A 15,027-nucleotide genomic window follows, 5' to 3' on the forward strand; every position below is an offset into this window, starting at 1 on the left:
GCGCTTTGCGCGTGAGGCGATCTCTCCTTCATCGTCACCAAGCGCACACTGACAACGGACGGCCCACACGAAGGCCGTCCGCCATGACGATCAGGAAATCCTTATTTAGCCATTGCCGCCCTCGCGGCCTCGATTTTCTCTTTCACGGCACTCAGGTTGAAGCTCGCACCCCTTTGCATCGGAGGGAACTCGATCGCCGTCATCGCCAGCTTTTCCACCTGCTGCTGGACAAATACGAAGCGCCAGAATTCGAATTTGAACCAGTCGAAGTATTGCTGGGCGCCGTCCTTTGTCCCGTTATTCGGCCAGCCCGTGCGCTCGAAGGGATCGAGGCGAAGGTTGATCAGGTAGGGCACGTCGGGCTTGGTTTTGTCACCAAGCCAGCCTCCAGGCTGGTCGATGAAGCGATATTTGTAGTCGTCGATGCGCACGGCGCCCAGTTCGCTTTCGCCGAAATACCAGATCTCGTGCCGGTTCGACGGCCCCTTGCCGGTGATCATGTCCATCTGGTTATAACCGTCCAGATGACACTTGTAGCTAGTGTCGCCGATCTGCTTGCCCTTCTTCAATTCTTCGACGATGTTCGGATTGCCGGCCGCGGCAAGGAACGTCGGGAACCAGTCCAGCCCGGAGATGATGCCGTTTTCGACCTTGCCGGCCGGCACTTTGCCCGGCCATCGGACCATGCAGGGCACACGGAAACCGCCCTCGAATACCGTGCCCTTGCTCTGCGCGAACGGCGTCTGCCCGCCATCAGGCCAGGTGAAAACTTCAGTGCCGTTGTCGGTGGTGAAGACGACAATGGTGTTGTCGTCGACGCCCATGTCCTTGAGTTTCTGCATCACGATGCCGATGTCATCGTCGAGCTGCGCCATGCCGGCTTCATGAATTGACCAGCCGTTCTTGGAGTTGCGTAACGCTTCGTACTTCGGCGACAGGTGTGTGACGATGTGCATGCGGGTAGGATTGAGCCACAGGAAGAATGGCTTGTTGTCGGCCTTGGCCTTGTCGATGAACTTGAGCGCAAAGTCGCGGATTTCGTCGTCCACGGTTTCCATCCGCTTGGGATAGAGCGTTCCAGCGTCCTCGATCCGCTGCTTGCCGACCTTGCCCCAGCGCGGATCCACGGTGGCATCGTCGACATTGGTCGCATACGAATGGACCATGTTGCGCGGACCGACGGTGTTGAGCAACTCCTGAGGATAGGCGGGATGCGCTGGATCTTCCATCGCGTCAAGGTGGTAGAGGTATCCGAAAAACTCGTCGAAGCCGTGCACCGTCGGCAGAAATTCGTTTTTATCGCCAAGGTGGTTTTTGCCGAACTGACCGGTGGCGTAGCCCATTCCTTTAAGCGCGGTAGCAATGGTAACTGCCTGCGCGGGTATCCCTGTGGGCGCACCGGCCTGGCCGACCGTGGTCATGCCGGTGCGGATCGGAAGCTCACCGGTGATGAAGTTGGCGCGGCCCGCCGTACAACTCGCCTCCGCGTAGTAATCGGTGAACAGCATGCCTTCGGCGGCAAGCTTGTCGAGGTTCGGCGTCCGGCCAGCCATCATGCCGCGGTGGTAGGCGCCGATATTCCACATGCCAATATCGTCACCCATGATGACGACGATGTTCGGACGTTGTCCGGCTGCCGCTGGCGCCGCCGGTTGTTGCTGCGCTTGCGCAGTGGTTGCCAGCCCGACGGCCGAGAGCGCCGAAGCGGCGACGAGCGAACTGCCGCTCAACAAGAGATCGCGGCGTTTCAATCCTCCGCCATTTTGCGCGACGCCATCCTCTGGCTTTCCAAGTTTTTGGTCCTCACTCATGACGCACTCCTCTTCCTGGTGATGCACCTGAAGCCGACATGGCTTGCCGAGGTGTCGATCGGCTCCGCGTGCCGTGCGGCGGGCCGGTAGCGGCGGCAATAGTTCGGCGCGCAGAGATGCGAGCCGCCCTTAAGCACCTTGCGGGGAATCCGGATCTGCGGCTGGCTGGGATCGAAGCTTGCGTCCTCGCGTCCGCCGCGTGGATTTTCCGGAATGCAGCACGCCTTCGGCGCGTCCGCTTCATGTATTTGCGAATACCAGTCGGACGTCCATTCCCAGACGTTCCCGATCATGTCGTGGACGCCGTAGCCGTTCGGCGGGAAGGCCGTGACAGGCGAGGTGCGATCGAAACCGTCGCTGCAGAGATTTTGCTTCGGGAATTCGCCCTGCCAGGTGTTGGCCATGTGGTTGCCGCCGGGCACGAACTCGTCGCCCCAGGCGAACTCCGCACCATCAAGCCCGCCGCGGGCGGCGAATTCCCATTCCGCTTCGGTCGGAAGATCCTTGCCGGCCCAGCGCGCATAGGCGAGCGCGTCGGAATAGGCGACGTGCACGACAGGATGATTGTCGAGCGTATTGATGTTGCTCTTGGGGCCGTAAGGATGGCGCCAGTCGGCGCCCTTCATGAATTGCCACCATTGGCTCCAGTCGCGGAGATCGACAGCCCGCGCGGGCGGTGTGAAAACCAGCGAGCCGGCATAGATCATGTGAGGGAGCGCGCCGGGATAGTCCTTCGGGTCGGGCGGGATTTCGGCAAAGGTGACGTGGCCGGTCGCCTTGACGAATTCCTTGAATTGCCGGTTTGTGACAGGTGTGCGGTCGATATGGAATTCATCGACGGTCACGCGATGAACCGGCGCTTCCTCGGAATAGTGCTGGTCCGATCCCATGCGGAATGTGCCGCCGGGAATCCGCAACATTCCGTCAAATGCAGCAGCATTTTGACGATCGATCGCCGCAGAGCCGTGCATCGCCGCACTCCATCTGTTGATGTGATATGCTCCGAAATTGCCGAGGGTGACTATGCAAAAACGAACATCTGACAGCAATTTGCGGCCGGCCAGCTCTGTCGGAACTTATTATGGCCGACCGAGCTAACCCTACCGGCGAAGTTGGACCATAGCGCCGGGCCGATGACGATGCTACATTGAGCAATTATGAGGGCGAAAGAAGCAGCGGCCCCAATCATTTGCGCGGTTCTCTGCCTGTACGCTACGGTTGCTCAAGCCGGTCCTTGCAGCGAAGACATTGCCCAATTTGAAGCAGCTATGCGCCGGTCCGCGGGAAATCCAAGCGCGGGATTGACGGCCCCACAGTCGGTTGGCGCTCAACTCGATCGGCAGCCAACACCGGAATCTTTGAAACGGGCCCAGGAGCGCCTGCAGGCAAAATTCTCAGCGACAATGGCCCGCGCCAAACGGCTGGATGCGAGGGGTGATCGCGCCGGCTGCAATCGCGCACTTACTGCAGCCAAGCGAATGTATATTCTTTGAACGGACGATATTCGTCTGCTGCCTACTCGGCTTGCATTCTAGTTAATGGAAGCCTGAACGAAAACACCGCACCGCGCTGGCGATTCTCGGCCCAAATGTCACCGCCGTAGCGTTCGAGTATCGTCCGCGCGATCGGAAGCCCCAGGCCCGTGCCTTGCGGTTTCGTCGTGACGAACGCATCGAAGATGCCGGTCAGATCACCCTTGGGAATGCCCTTGCCGGAGTCCGAGATGCGCACTTCGACGACGTCGGACTCCGCATTCCGGCGGGTCCTGATCGTCAGATTATGCGGTCTCGGCTCGCCGTCCATGGCGTCCATGCCGTTCATGACGAGGTTCATGAGCACCTGCTGCAAATGAATCGGATCGCATCGCACCGTCAGGGTTTCGGCGGAAAGCAAGGTACGCAACACAACTCCGCGCCTTTCCATCTCAAGAGCAACAATCTTGACCGCGGCCCGCACCGCGTCATTCAGATCGACCAACCGCAGATCGGCCTCGGTTCGATTGTTCAACATGTTCCGCAAGCCGAGGATGATCTCGCTCGCGCGCTGCTCGTCCCTGACAATATCGGAAAGGATTTCGCCAATTTGCCCAAGGTCAGGTGGATCAGCCTTTAGCAGCACTTGCGCGGCTTCGGTGTTGCTCAGGATGGCTCCCAACGGCTGGTTGAGTTCATGCGCGATGGACGACGACAGCACATTTGCCGTCGTCACCCGGTTCAAACGGACGACCTCGCGGCGACGGTTGCGGGCTTCGGTTTGAGCAAAATGGCGGCGCCGCCGCTCGACCAGCAACCAGGAAATTATCGCGGCCTGAAGCAGCAGGGCGGCGATACCGGCGCCGATCTGGAGGCGATACTGTTCCCATGGGCTGGGGGAGCGGAAGTAAATCTCGCTCCCGGCAGGTAGCCGACTTTCACTGATGCCCCAGCGCTGCAACTCCCGCCAGTCGTATTTTGGCGTTCCGGGCCTGATTGCAGGCGTATTGATGCTTGCCGGCGATTCCCCGCCCAATATGCGCACGGCGGCACCGGAAGCCTGCTGGCCGACAGACGAAACAGAAATTAACGGCCCCCCGACGATCCCCTGTCCCAAAAACACATCGGAATAACCAAAGATCGGCACGTTGGTAACTGCGCGAAGACGGGCCATCGCCTTTCCCTCTTCATGCGGGACGCCGGCTGCATCAACAGACAGCAGTACGAAGAAGATGGCGGTGTTGGGCGGGAGCATGGTGGCCCGCCGGAGCACCTCTTCGAACGACAATTCGTTGAACCATGTAAATGCGACTCGGTTTTCGAACGTTTTCAACTCGGCGTGCATTTGCTCCGACCAATATCGTTCATTGGGAGAACTACCCAGTACCATCGCAATATTCGTGACATTGGGAAGCAGCTTCAGAATGTTCTCGATGATCAAGTTGAAATCAACGTCGCTCGCGATCAATGCGTCATGCCTTGTAAGATCGATCCGCGAAATTCTGCGCTGGTCCACCCCCATGAACACCGCGGGGACGGATGGAAAAAGCTGCTCTCGGTGCTTCTGGATGAAACTGATTGCCGGGCTACTGATGGCCACGACCAGATCCGGCTTGCGCTTGGCAAAAAGAGCCTGCACATAATCTGCAAACGGCCCCTCTTCCCCGTCGCCGGAACGCGCGGAGACGAGTGAAGTCTCGTAGAGGTCGACACCTTCCGGCAATTGGCGGAGCAATTCCTCGCGAACGGTCTTTCCATACTGGCTCCACGGCACAAAGTCGCGTCCGAAGGGATGCAGAAGCAGCACCCGTTTCGGCTCGGAGAGGGCCGCACCAGTCGTGGCAAGAAGCAACACAACCGTACTGAGAAGGATCCGGAATCTCATATCTTGGCGAACCCCGTATGAGTGTTCGCGGGATTGAATCATTGCGCGCCGGTTGCATCCATTGTAGCCTGAACGCTGGCATTGCGGGAGGTCTAATTACGGGAATTCGGTCAATGCGCTCGCACAGCAGGTGTACCGTGATGAAACAATGGAAATAGTCCAGTCGCTTCACCGCGGACCCCGGCGGCTCCTGGTCACAAGGCTCTCACGGGACCTTATTGATTGCGTCGATAAGCAGATTTGCCAAAAACGGCTTTCGAAGATACGCAACGCAACCGGCATCAAATGCCTCCTGACGGGTGGCTTCATTATCGATCGCCGTCATGAAAATAACCGGCAGATCGGTGCCTGATGACGTCAGCCGCCGTTGCAGATCGATGCCTGAGATCCCACCGAGGTGAATATCCAGAAGAAGGCAATCCACCTCGCACGCTGGGAGGTTTTCGAGAAATAATTCTGCCGAAGTAAACGTCCGGACGTGGAAGCCATGTGCTGACAGGAGGCGATCAAGACCTTTTAGCATGCTCGGATTGTCGTCAATGATAGCTATGGTGCGCATGCGATTGCCCATCCGGGTGGACCGGCTGAAGATGTTCTTGAGCAATGGCAAACGATCATTTTTGATTCTTGAGCACACTCCACTAGAACGACTTCGCCAAAGGTCCACTCCGTGTTGCCTCCATCAATTCCTGGCTTGGCCAAGAGTTGAGAATGTCGGCGCCTAAGCGCCGACACCTCAGTTCCTCTTGCTCAGCAACGCGATAGAGTTGTCACCTGCAATCCGGGAAAGCGCGCGCCTTCCCGTCTCATTCGTCTCAGTAGCAAGGTGGATAGGGGTAATAGCCGCAAGCCGGGCGGCCGTAGGCGCCATATGCTCCATACGCCACAGCTCCGGCCGCGCCGGCATACATCGCGCCGCGAAACGCCGAGCGCCGCGCGACGCCTGCAAACGACATCGGCGTGAACGGCCGCCCGATAATGTCGATGAAGACGGCCGCCGCGCCGTCGGCGCCGGTGAGATCGCCTTCCAGGGTCTGGACAGCGAAGGTCAGCTTGTCGCCCTCGAGCTTCGGGTTCTTCAGCACCACCACGGCGTCTTTCACCGAACCATCCTTGTTCAGGACGGACACGGTGGCGTTCGGCGGATTCTTGGTAAAGCTGTCCTCGCCCGATCCCCATTCCGCGATCACGTCTGCGGTGGGCTGGTGGCCTGCGGACCTGACCGGACGATCGGCAAATATGATGGAGTTCGGCGTTACGCCTGCCAAAGTCAGGGTATCGCCCTGCAGCGTCGCCCCGCGCGAATTGAGCACGAACAGCGAGGGCACGATGTCAGGCTTGGCGGCGGCCGTGGGAGCCCCGATCGTCTTCATGGCCGGCGGAGCGGTTTGTGCGATGGCTGTTCCCGCCCCGCCCAGCATCGCCGTTACGGCCAGCAGCCCTGCGATCTGAACCAGTCTTGCGCGCTTCATGTCGGCCTCTCCTGTTGGAAATTCGGGTGCACGTTTCTCGCGGAAGGTCACGCCCATCCAACTTATGGGAAAGCCCCGCAGCGTCGACTATGCAAAAACGAGCAGCGAGCAAAATTTAAGAAAGGCTCAGAGATAAGAGACCTTCGACGCGCCGATTTTGCATAGCGCGGGCGGACAAAGTCTTCCAAATGGACGTTTGGCATCGACGAAACGACGGGGCCCTGCCGTGCTTGTTATCCTGTGCCTGTAGATTGTCGCGTACGGCTCGCACTACGAACAGGCATTCGGCACATTTGCTTGAACAGCAAATACCTAGGTTAACTATTGCAGAGCGTCCCGCTTCATTTGTAAACCTTAGGGAGTGCCGGCAGTGGATTCCTCATTCGGCGTGTTGGACGCATTCGCCTTTGTCGTATTCGCGGTTCTGATTTTTGTTGGAGTGATCATCGCCGTTAGTTTGGGGAAGCTGCCAGGCCAGCTCGCGCGTAAATGGGATCATCCGCAAGCCGCCGCCATCAATGCCATGAGCTGGGTCGGGATCGCGACGGGTGGTCTGCTCTGGCCGATCGCATTTATTTGGGCATTCACGAGCCCGTTCGGCGCCAAATCCGCAATCAAGGACGATCGGCAAGGCCCGGTTGAACCCGACGCAACTGCAATACGCGGGAGCGCACCACGCCAAGCTTCCAGCGACAAGGAAATCCGGTCATGATCGCATTCTTGGTCATTGTCTACGTTGCCGTCGTGCTCGTGCTGTTCAAGGTCCTGCGCATCAAGCCCACGGCCTATCTGATCGCGTCCATGATTGTCGTCGGCGTGTTCATGATCGGGGGCGTTGTGGTGGTCTGGACCCAAGCCGCGCCGATCACGGACAAGATGGTGACCAGCCAGTACGTGGTACAACTCGTTCCTTATGTGAAGGGGCAGGTCAAGACAATTCATGCCCAGGCGAATCAGCCCTTGAAGAAAGGTGACCTGCTCCTGGAGATTGACCCGGCTCCGTACGAATACACGGTGAGGCAGGTCGAGGCGCAGCTGGCTACGGCGAAGGCAAACGTCAAGCAAGCCGAAGCGGCGGTAGCAACGGCAAATGCGGCCGTGCCAAATGCGCAAGCCAATCTCGAAAAGGCGAAGGCGGCAGACGAGTTGGCCAAAACCCAGGAGCAGATTGCCCTTAACATCCAGCGCGCGGACAAGGCCGCGATCAGCCAGCTCAACGTGGCCAAAGCGACGCAAGAACGCCAGGAGGCCGACGCCGCCGTCCAACAGGCTAATGCTGGCGTCGCGCAGGCGCAGGCTTCTGCGCAACAGGCAGCCGCCGCTTTGCAAGTAACCCAAAGCAATGTTCCTGCCGTCGAAGCTCAATTGGATGACGCGCGGTTCAACCTCGCCCAGTGCAAGATGCTGGCGCCCGGCGAGGGCTACGTAGTCAACTGGCAGGTGCAGATCGGAACCATGCTGGTGCCCGCGCCACTGGCCGCAGCCGGAACGTTCGTCAATGTGTCCGACACCGCCGTCGCCGCGGTATTCCCGCAAAATTTCCTCTCGAACGTCGAACCAGGCAATGACGTGGAGATGGTGCTCAACCCATATCCCGGACGTCTGTTCCTTGGAAAAGTGGACTACGTGATTCCGGCCTCGGGAGGCGGTCAGTTCACGACCAGCGGCACCATCCCCAATGCGGCCCGGATCGGATCTGATGGGCTTTACGCAGTGCGGATCAATTTCACCGACAACGCTGTGGCCCGCAAGCTGTCTCTCGGGTCAGGTGGATCGGCGACGATTTACACGAACAAGGGCAAGGCCACGCACGTCATCTCGAAGGTCGCGATCCGGATGAAGAAGTGGCTGTTGTATGTTATGCCCTCGGTGGACAAACCGTCATCGTAGGGAGCAATATGGGAACAACGCGACACACGAGTTAGGCTCCAATTCGCTTGCGTGGATGGGGGACGGAATAGTGGTTACGCAGTATCAAGCGCGGTTTGGTCGCCGGTGCAATTCAGCCGGTGCTCCGGGCGGCATAATTCATTGGATACTTGCGGCGGCATTTCTTCTGCCCACGGCAGCTTGTACCGTTGGGCCGGATTTCACGGCACCTGTTGCCCAGCTCGCCGACAAATTTCGTGGCGTAAACAATCGCTCGGTCAGGTCTGGCACCCTTGAGTACCAAAAATGGTGGGAAGGCTTCCGGGATCCGACGCTCAATAGGCTGATCGAAATTGCGTATACTCAGAATCTGACATTGCTAAGCGCGGGGACGCGTGTGTTGCAGGCACGTGCGGTGTTGGGAATAGCCATTGGCATAACCTATCCGCAGGTGCAGCAAGGTACGGGCTCGGTAATCTATAACAGGACCAGCGCCGCCACGCCGCTGTCGGGCCCAAATGCGACACCTTCATATTTCTGGACCGATGCCCTTGCGGCGCAAGCGGCTTGGGAACTCGACTTTTGGGGCAAGTTTCGCCGAGGGGTAGAATCCGCCGACGCCGTTTACCTGGGGTCAATCGCGTCCTACGATGGCGTTTTGGTGTCACTTCTGGGTGATGTCACCGCGACCTATATTGGCATCCGCACGATAGAGCAGCTGATCGCCATTGCGCGGGACAACGTTCGACGGCAGGAGCAAGCGCTCAGCATCGCAAAAGCAAAATTTCAGGGCGGCGGTACCTCGGAGCTCGACGTTTTCCAGGCCACAAACGTCCTCGAACAGACCAGGGCGGCGATACCCCAGTTAACGATTCAGTTACAGCAAGGAGAAAATGCGCTCTGTGTGCTGCTTGGTGTCCCACCGCAGTCGCTCGGGATGTTGCTGTCGCGGTCGGCGGGACGGATACCATCGCCGCCTCGTACGATTGTCGTCGGTATCCCTGCGGATCTGCTGCGTCGAAGACCAGACGTGCGCGCTGCCGAACTTGCCGCTCTGGCACAGAGCGCGCAGATAGGCGTAGCCCTGACGCAGCTTTATCCAGCGATCAGCATCACGGGCACGTTTGGCGGTACGGCGAGCACTGCCAACGGCCATACCCTCAGCGAGGTCGTCAACTGGAAGGGTGTAGCCTATGCCGCCGGTCCGTCATTCCAATGGAATCTCCTGAACTACGGGCAAATCACCAACAACGTCCGTTTGCAGGATGCCAAGCTCCAACAATTGCTGGTCGACTATCAGAACACCGTGTTGAGCGCTCAGCAGGAAGTGGACAACGGGCTTGTGACGTATTTGCAATCGCTGAACCAGGCTGCGTTCCTGCGGCGCAGCGTCCAGGCGGCAAATGGTGCCCTCCGAATTGCGATGGAGCAGTACGAGCAGGGCGCTACGTCATTTACCACCGTGTTGACAGCGGAGCAGAACCTTCTTCAAGCGCAAAACAGCCTGGCCGGTGCCTCGGCCAGTGTGCCGCTGGGCCTGACTGCGGTGTTTCGGGCGCTCGGCGGCGGATGGCAGATACGAGTGGATGGTAACTTCGTGACCGCCGCAACTCTCAAACAGATGCGTGCGCGCACGGACTGGGGAAACTTGCTTCCGCCCGCAAACGAGCCGCAACCTCTGGCCCCAGGTCTGCCTGGTCCTGAGGATATCGGGCCCACTGTTCGGCCGCCTGAATGGTGAAATGAGCCGCGACTCGCTTCGGCTGGGAAATGTCCGAAAAATGCCACGGCATTTGCCGAAAATGCCGGCGTTATCGGGGCTCCTTTCTTCCATTCTGGTCTGGATCAGCGCCTACACCGCTGACCGGTAGCCGCGACATCGCGCCCGGCTGCCAAACACCGGCGTCGACGGATCGCGCGCGCCTGGACTATTTTGCATGGTCAGCGTTGGGATTTCCAAGCTTAGGCGTCCACCTCGACAAAGGTGAGCACGAAAATGGCCGGCGCCCCCGTGATTCATATCGTGGACGACGACGCATCGTTTCGGACCGCGATTTCACGCGTATTGAAGGCCTCCGGCTATGAGGCTGCAGCCTACGAGTCTGCTGCCTGTTTCTTGTGCGACATCGAGAAGGCTAGTCCAGGCTGCATCCTGCTCGACGTTCGGATGCCGGCCTTGGGCGGTTTGCAGCTCCAGGAAGAACTCGCGAAGCTGCAGCGCGGCTGGCCGATCATCTTCATGACAGGTCATGGAGATATTCCTACCAGCGTGCGCGCGATCAAGGCCGGCGCCGAGGACTTCCTCACCAAGCCCGTCTCCCCATATCGTCCATACTATCGTCACGAATTGTTTGGGCGGTAGCCTCCACCTCGATACCGCGGTGGGTAAAGGACAAGCGTTCAGCTGATCCTGCCACGGGTGGCGCCGAAACAGGCCGGGGCCGGGTAACCCGCTTGGCTCTGACGACCGGACACGGGCAGAGCCGAACATTCCATCGCTGCTTGGTGGAAGACAGTGAACCTGCCGATTTCGCATAGACGAAAGCCCACGAGCGGAGATCCAATCAGGCAAGCCAACTTCAACCCCCGATACGATTTCAAAGGGGACACCAAATGAAATCGAATATCGCTTATTCCGTACTCGCCGCCGCTTCGCTGCTGGCGTTGACACAGCCTGCCGCGGCCCAAGGTACGTCAGGTGGAACAGGGGCCGTTGCATCCATTCCTGGTAGCGTCGTCAGGGGCCATGAACAAGGGCCCGGCCTCATCAGCATTATGACCGGTGCGACCGTACCGGACTCCAGTGTCGATTCGAAACGAAGGACAGTGAGCTGGGGCCAAGCTGAGCGGCTCTCCAGGCGTAAGGCTGACAAATGACCTGATTTCAGTTTCTGGCTTTGCTGATAGCGGCCCGTCCTCAACCCAGACAGCCACCGGCCGATACCCATTTTGTATCCAGGGTGCTGACAATCCTGGCTGGGGCGGCCGCTCGTTTGACGCCGACGATCCGGATGTGCGCGAGGCTTATCGCCAACGGGCCGGCGCCGATACCGACGGATGGCAAGACGGCCGCGGCAAGCATTCCCGACATAGGCGAAGGAAGCTTGAAGAGCATCTTTGTTGTGGGGCTTATGATGTTCGTCGTTTTGATTCCGTTCTTTGCACTGAAAGAGGTCGGCCGGGCCATCGGCGAGGATAGTTTGTATGAGCTATTTCTTTGCGACGAAGCAGGTTTATGCCGCCATAATCCTAATTTTGCCTCGTGAGGCGTTCACCACGTCGCTCTCAACTCGCTTTTCTCTCCACCTGCCGGTTTTCGCATAGTAGGCCGGCGTGGCCTTCAGTATTTTACGGTTGCATGCATTGCAACTAACGCCTGCGGCGGCAGGCAATCGGCAGCGCGTTGGGAGGGACGAGCATGACATCGACGAAATTGCCGATTTGGCTGCGTTTTTTCCTGCTTGTCGGCGTCGCCGTTTTTGCGGCAGGCGCAGGTCTCCTTGCCTATCGGTACTACACTCGCCCGGCAACGCTGACCGTGGCGGTCGGCTCGACCGACGGCGAGGCCGCCAAGGCAATGTCGGCGATAGCAAGCGAGCTCGTTTCAACGAACGCGCCGGTACGGCTCAAGGTTATCGACAGCGGCACAGCACTTGAGGCCGCTAACGCATTCTCCTCGGGAAAAGTCGATCTTGCCGTGGTTCGCGGCGATGTCGGCGACTTGTCGCAGGCGCAAGCCGTCGTCGTTGTCAGCCATGTTGTCGTACTGATCATCGCGCCGCCGGGATCATCCATCGACAGCATCGACGGCCTGAAGGGACATACAGTCGGCGTAGTGGGCGGAGCAGCGAACGCCAAAATTGTCGATGTGTTGACCAGGGAATATGATCTGGCGAGCGCAAAAGTTGCGTTCACGAACCTTGCCTTGACGGATGTCCGGCAAGCCATTCTGTCCAAACAGGTCGGTGCCCTGCTTGTCGCGATCCCGCTCGCCGAAAAATACCTCGCGCTCGTTCGCGGATTTTTTCAGTTGGATCACAAAAAGGCGCCGGTACTGATCCCAATCGAGTCTGCGGGAGCAATTGCAGAGAATGAACGCGCCTTTGAAAGTTTCGACGTCCCCAAGGGCACGCTGCGGGGGGCGCCGCCGGTCCCGGAAGACGACCTGACAACCTTGAGGACCTCGCTATACCTGGTTGCGCACAAGAAGCTCGGCACTGATCTTGTAACCCGCCTCACGCAGGCGATTATGAGCGTGCGCAGGGATCTTCTGCGCGAGCAACCGATTTTCGCGCAGATCACCGCGCCAAGCACCGACCAGGATGCCTACCTTCCGCTGCACCCTGGGGCGGCAGCCGTCTACAACAGCACCACGCAGAGCTTCATGGATGAATACGGCAACTGGATCTATTTGACGCCGATGGTGCTAGGTGGCGCTGCCACCATGCTTGCCGCGGCGTGGAAATTCCTGGGCATCGGCAACCGCGCGACCGAAGGCCCCCTGGATTCTCTCTATGCCCTGGCGCGCCGGATCCGGAAAGTCGAAGCAGAGGCCGAGCTGTCGGATATCGAAGAAGAAATCGACGGCATTCTAAAGGCGGAACGTGCCAAATCCGCTGCCGGAGACGAGAGCGCGGTGGATGATGCCACACTGAATGTGGCAGCCCACCGGTTGGAGAGCTTGATTCACGACCGACGCACATTAATCGCTAAGGGACCCGCAGTTGCCTCCGCGGCCTACGCGACACACCGCGGCACCGCGATTGCCGGAACCACAGAATAACCACCCAAGGAGAGCTGTCATGAAACATCTGATGATTCCCGTATTGCTGGCAGGAAGCCTCATCGCCCTTAGCACGATGGAAGCGGGGGCCGTCGTTTGCGCTCGTGGGGTGGTTCGCGCAGGCTGCGTCGCCGCCGGCGGGGCTGCCGTCGTGACGACGGCGCCCGTGGTGACAGCGCCGGTTGTCCGTCCTGCCGGTGCAGTTGTCGCGCCGCGGGCGCCCGTTGTTCGGCGCAGGGTGTACTGACAGGCCACGACGCGTCAGGATGCCCCGTCAACGATACGCGGCAGAGACCGAGCTTGCGCTCAGGCGAACGAGCTTGAAGCTGCGGCCTATCAAGCTCGTCGCTCTGTTGCTAAACTGGACGACCAACAGAGAGGCGGCCACTGCCTCGCGACACTGGTGAATCATGAATGCAATCGCGTTATCGTGCATCACGTTTGTATGCATCTCAGGCGGCGCCCTGGTCGGCATGTTCCTTCCTGGGCATCACCTGAGCACAGATGACAAGGATGTGGTCAGGCTGGGCACGGGCCTCATCGGGACGATAGCCGCGCTTGTTCTTGGCCTGCTGATCGCCTCGGCGAAGGGCTCCTACGACACGCAGAGCACTCAAGTCACGCAGATGACGAGTAATGTTGTCCTGCTCGACAATCTGCTGGCGCAGTACGGACCGGAGACGAACGACGTACGTAATCTGTTACGGCGCGGCACCGTTGTTTTAGCCGATCGAATGTGGCGCGAGAAAAGTTCCGAGGTTGCCAAGGCGAACCCCTTCGAGGCGAGCACCGCAAGCGACGCATTCTTTGCGAAGCTTCAGCAGCTTTCGCCGCAGAACGATTCCCAGCGCTCGCTGCAAGCCCGGGCCATACAGATCGCCACTGACATTGCGCAAACCCGCCTGCTGCTGTTCGCGCAGCGGAACAACTCAATCCCTATGCCGTTCCTGGTGGTGCTGATTTTCTGGCTCACCATCATCTTTGGGAGCTTCGGCCTGTTTGCCAAACCCAGCGCAACCGTTTTCGGCTCGCTGTTCGTTTTTGCACTGTCGGCCGCCGGGGCGATCTACCTAGTGCTGGAGCTAGGTCAGCCGTTTTCCGGCCTGATGCAAATTTCCAGCGCGCCACTGCGCAACGTCCTCACGCCGCTCTGAGCTATCTTGCGAAAGGACCCGATCGACGAGGCAACCGCGAGCGAGCCGTCATTTCGCCATCTGATCCATGTGGAGGCACGTCAGCAGACTAATTGGCGCAGCTTGGTGTGCCACCAATGGCCTCCATGCTGCTACACCGTGCTCTGTTTGCGGCGGAGAATGTAGACCATTGGCTTTCGAGTTGCTCGTGCGCTTCTTGCTCATCATTCACGCAGCTTTTTACGGGCTGACCGTCAGCGAGACCGGTGGTGCCGGCAACATCGAGTTTGCAACCCCGCGAAATATCAAATTTCGGCACTTGGTCCGCCTTCACCGCGGCTGGAAGATTCAAAACCCCGGTCCGGAACGTCCGCCAAATCGGTGAGCCGCACCACTCGAAGCTACGATGGGTCCAACTCCGAGAAGCCAGCAACAGGTGGCGTCACGGCAGCCAAGGGAACCAAAGGCGGACGGTAAGTCTTAGTCATTGTCCGAATGCCTATCCAAATCCCTGGTACCAGGCCAGCGTTAACGCTGCGGCACCCGTTCCTGACGGCAATCAAATCGGAGCAAATGCGCCGCTTCCCGTTGGTCCGCCGCCG

General features: G+C 59.2%; 13 protein-coding genes. 8 read left to right on the forward strand and 5 right to left on the reverse strand.

Translation table 11 applies throughout. The features are described from left to right. Window positions 1–101: 101 nt before the first annotated feature. The 5 genes from BLR13_RS08130 to BLR13_RS08150 form a co-directional block, all read right to left on the reverse strand. Window positions 102–1,811: an arylsulfatase gene (locus BLR13_RS08130; protein WP_244525121.1), complete on the reverse strand. Its 1,710-nt coding sequence runs from the start codon at window positions 1,809–1,811 to the stop codon at window positions 102–104. Continuing rightward, window positions 1,808–2,782, reverse strand: a complete 975-nt coding sequence (locus tag BLR13_RS08135) for a formylglycine-generating enzyme family protein (protein WP_074825649.1) — start codon at window positions 2,780–2,782, stop codon at window positions 1,808–1,810. The genes BLR13_RS08130 and BLR13_RS08135 overlap by 4 nt, the downstream gene beginning before the upstream one ends. Before the next feature lie 544 nt (window positions 2,783–3,326). Next, window positions 3,327–5,168, reverse strand: coding sequence for a sensor histidine kinase (locus BLR13_RS08140; RefSeq protein WP_171944986.1), 1,842 nt, complete (start codon window positions 5,166–5,168; stop codon window positions 3,327–3,329). 205 nt (window positions 5,169–5,373) lie between these two features. Continuing rightward, window positions 5,374–5,739, reverse strand: coding sequence for a response regulator transcription factor (locus tag BLR13_RS08145; RefSeq protein WP_074831774.1), 366 nt, complete (start codon window positions 5,737–5,739; stop codon window positions 5,374–5,376). Window positions 5,740–5,983: 244 nt separating this feature from the next. Next, window positions 5,984–6,640, reverse strand: a complete 657-nt coding sequence (locus BLR13_RS08150) for a hypothetical protein (protein ID WP_171944985.1) — start codon at window positions 6,638–6,640, stop codon at window positions 5,984–5,986. A 370-nt stretch (window positions 6,641–7,010) separates the two neighbouring features. Between BLR13_RS08150 and BLR13_RS08155 the strand changes: the two genes are divergently transcribed. The 8 genes from BLR13_RS08155 (at window position 7,011) to BLR13_RS08195 (ending at window position 14,810) form a co-directional block, all read left to right on the forward strand. Continuing rightward, a complete protein-coding gene (locus tag BLR13_RS08155) occupies window positions 7,011–7,352 on the forward strand; it encodes a DUF3302 domain-containing protein (protein WP_074825641.1) in 342 nt (113 codons plus the stop codon). Then, on the forward strand, window positions 7,349–8,530 hold the full coding sequence (locus tag BLR13_RS08160) for an HlyD family secretion protein (protein ID WP_074825639.1): 1,182 nt from the start codon (window positions 7,349–7,351) through the stop codon (window positions 8,528–8,530). Before BLR13_RS08155 ends, BLR13_RS08160 begins: the two co-directional genes overlap by 4 nt. Window positions 8,531–8,600: 70 nt before the next feature. After that, the gene (locus tag BLR13_RS08165; protein WP_244525122.1) at window positions 8,601–10,250 is read left to right on the forward strand and encodes an efflux transporter outer membrane subunit; all 1,650 of its coding nucleotides are present in this window, start codon (window positions 8,601–8,603) and stop codon (window positions 10,248–10,250) included. Window positions 10,251–10,505: 255 nt separating this feature from the next. Further along, a complete protein-coding gene (locus tag BLR13_RS08170; RefSeq protein ID WP_079586517.1) occupies window positions 10,506–10,871 on the forward strand; it encodes a response regulator transcription factor in 366 nt (121 codons plus the stop codon). 631 nt (window positions 10,872–11,502) lie between these two features. Then, window positions 11,503–11,775 (forward strand): hypothetical protein, encoded by a 273-nt coding sequence (locus BLR13_RS08175; RefSeq protein ID WP_143039777.1) that lies wholly within the window; start codon window positions 11,503–11,505, stop codon window positions 11,773–11,775. Between the two features lie 152 nt (window positions 11,776–11,927). After that, complete coding sequence (locus BLR13_RS08180; RefSeq protein WP_074825636.1) at window positions 11,928–13,292, forward strand: TAXI family TRAP transporter solute-binding subunit; 1,365 nt, start codon at window positions 11,928–11,930, stop codon at window positions 13,290–13,292. Between the two features lie 410 nt (window positions 13,293–13,702). Next, window positions 13,703–14,446: a DUF4239 domain-containing protein gene (locus BLR13_RS08190; protein ID WP_074825634.1), complete on the forward strand. Its 744-nt coding sequence runs from the start codon at window positions 13,703–13,705 to the stop codon at window positions 14,444–14,446. Window positions 14,447–14,615: 169 nt separating this feature from the next. Beyond that, window positions 14,616–14,810 (forward strand): hypothetical protein, encoded by a 195-nt coding sequence (locus tag BLR13_RS08195; RefSeq protein ID WP_074825632.1) that lies wholly within the window; start codon window positions 14,616–14,618, stop codon window positions 14,808–14,810. Window positions 14,811–15,027 lie beyond the last annotated feature (217 nt).

The sequence above is a fragment of the Bradyrhizobium ottawaense genome (assembly GCF_900099825.1).
Classification (GTDB): domain Bacteria; phylum Pseudomonadota; class Alphaproteobacteria; order Rhizobiales; family Xanthobacteraceae; genus Bradyrhizobium; species Bradyrhizobium ottawaense_A.

Bases quoted from the DNA above. Each gene is read 5' to 3' on its own strand.
- BLR13_RS08130 (WP_244525121.1), bottom strand. From the start codon at position 1,811: ATGAGTGAGGACCAAAAACTTGGAAAGCCAGAGGATGGCGTCGCGCAA.
- BLR13_RS08145 (WP_074831774.1), bottom strand. From the start codon at position 5,739: ATGGGCAATCGCATGCGCACCATAGCTATCATTGACGACAATCCGAGC.
- BLR13_RS08190 (WP_074825634.1), top strand. From the start codon at position 13,703: ATGAATGCAATCGCGTTATCGTGCATCACGTTTGTATGCATCTCAGGC.
- BLR13_RS08150 (WP_171944985.1), bottom strand. From the start codon at position 6,640: ATGAAGCGCGCAAGACTGGTTCAGATCGCAGGGCTGCTGGCCGTAACG.
- BLR13_RS08170 (WP_079586517.1), top strand. From the start codon at position 10,506: ATGGCCGGCGCCCCCGTGATTCATATCGTGGACGACGACGCATCGTTT.
- BLR13_RS08180 (WP_074825636.1), top strand. From the start codon at position 11,928: ATGACATCGACGAAATTGCCGATTTGGCTGCGTTTTTTCCTGCTTGTC.
- BLR13_RS08135 (WP_074825649.1), bottom strand. From the start codon at position 2,782: ATGCACGGCTCTGCGGCGATCGATCGTCAAAATGCTGCTGCATTTGAC.
- BLR13_RS08160 (WP_074825639.1), top strand. From the start codon at position 7,349: ATGATCGCATTCTTGGTCATTGTCTACGTTGCCGTCGTGCTCGTGCTG.
- BLR13_RS08140 (WP_171944986.1), bottom strand. From the start codon at position 5,168: ATGAGATTCCGGATCCTTCTCAGTACGGTTGTGTTGCTTCTTGCCACG.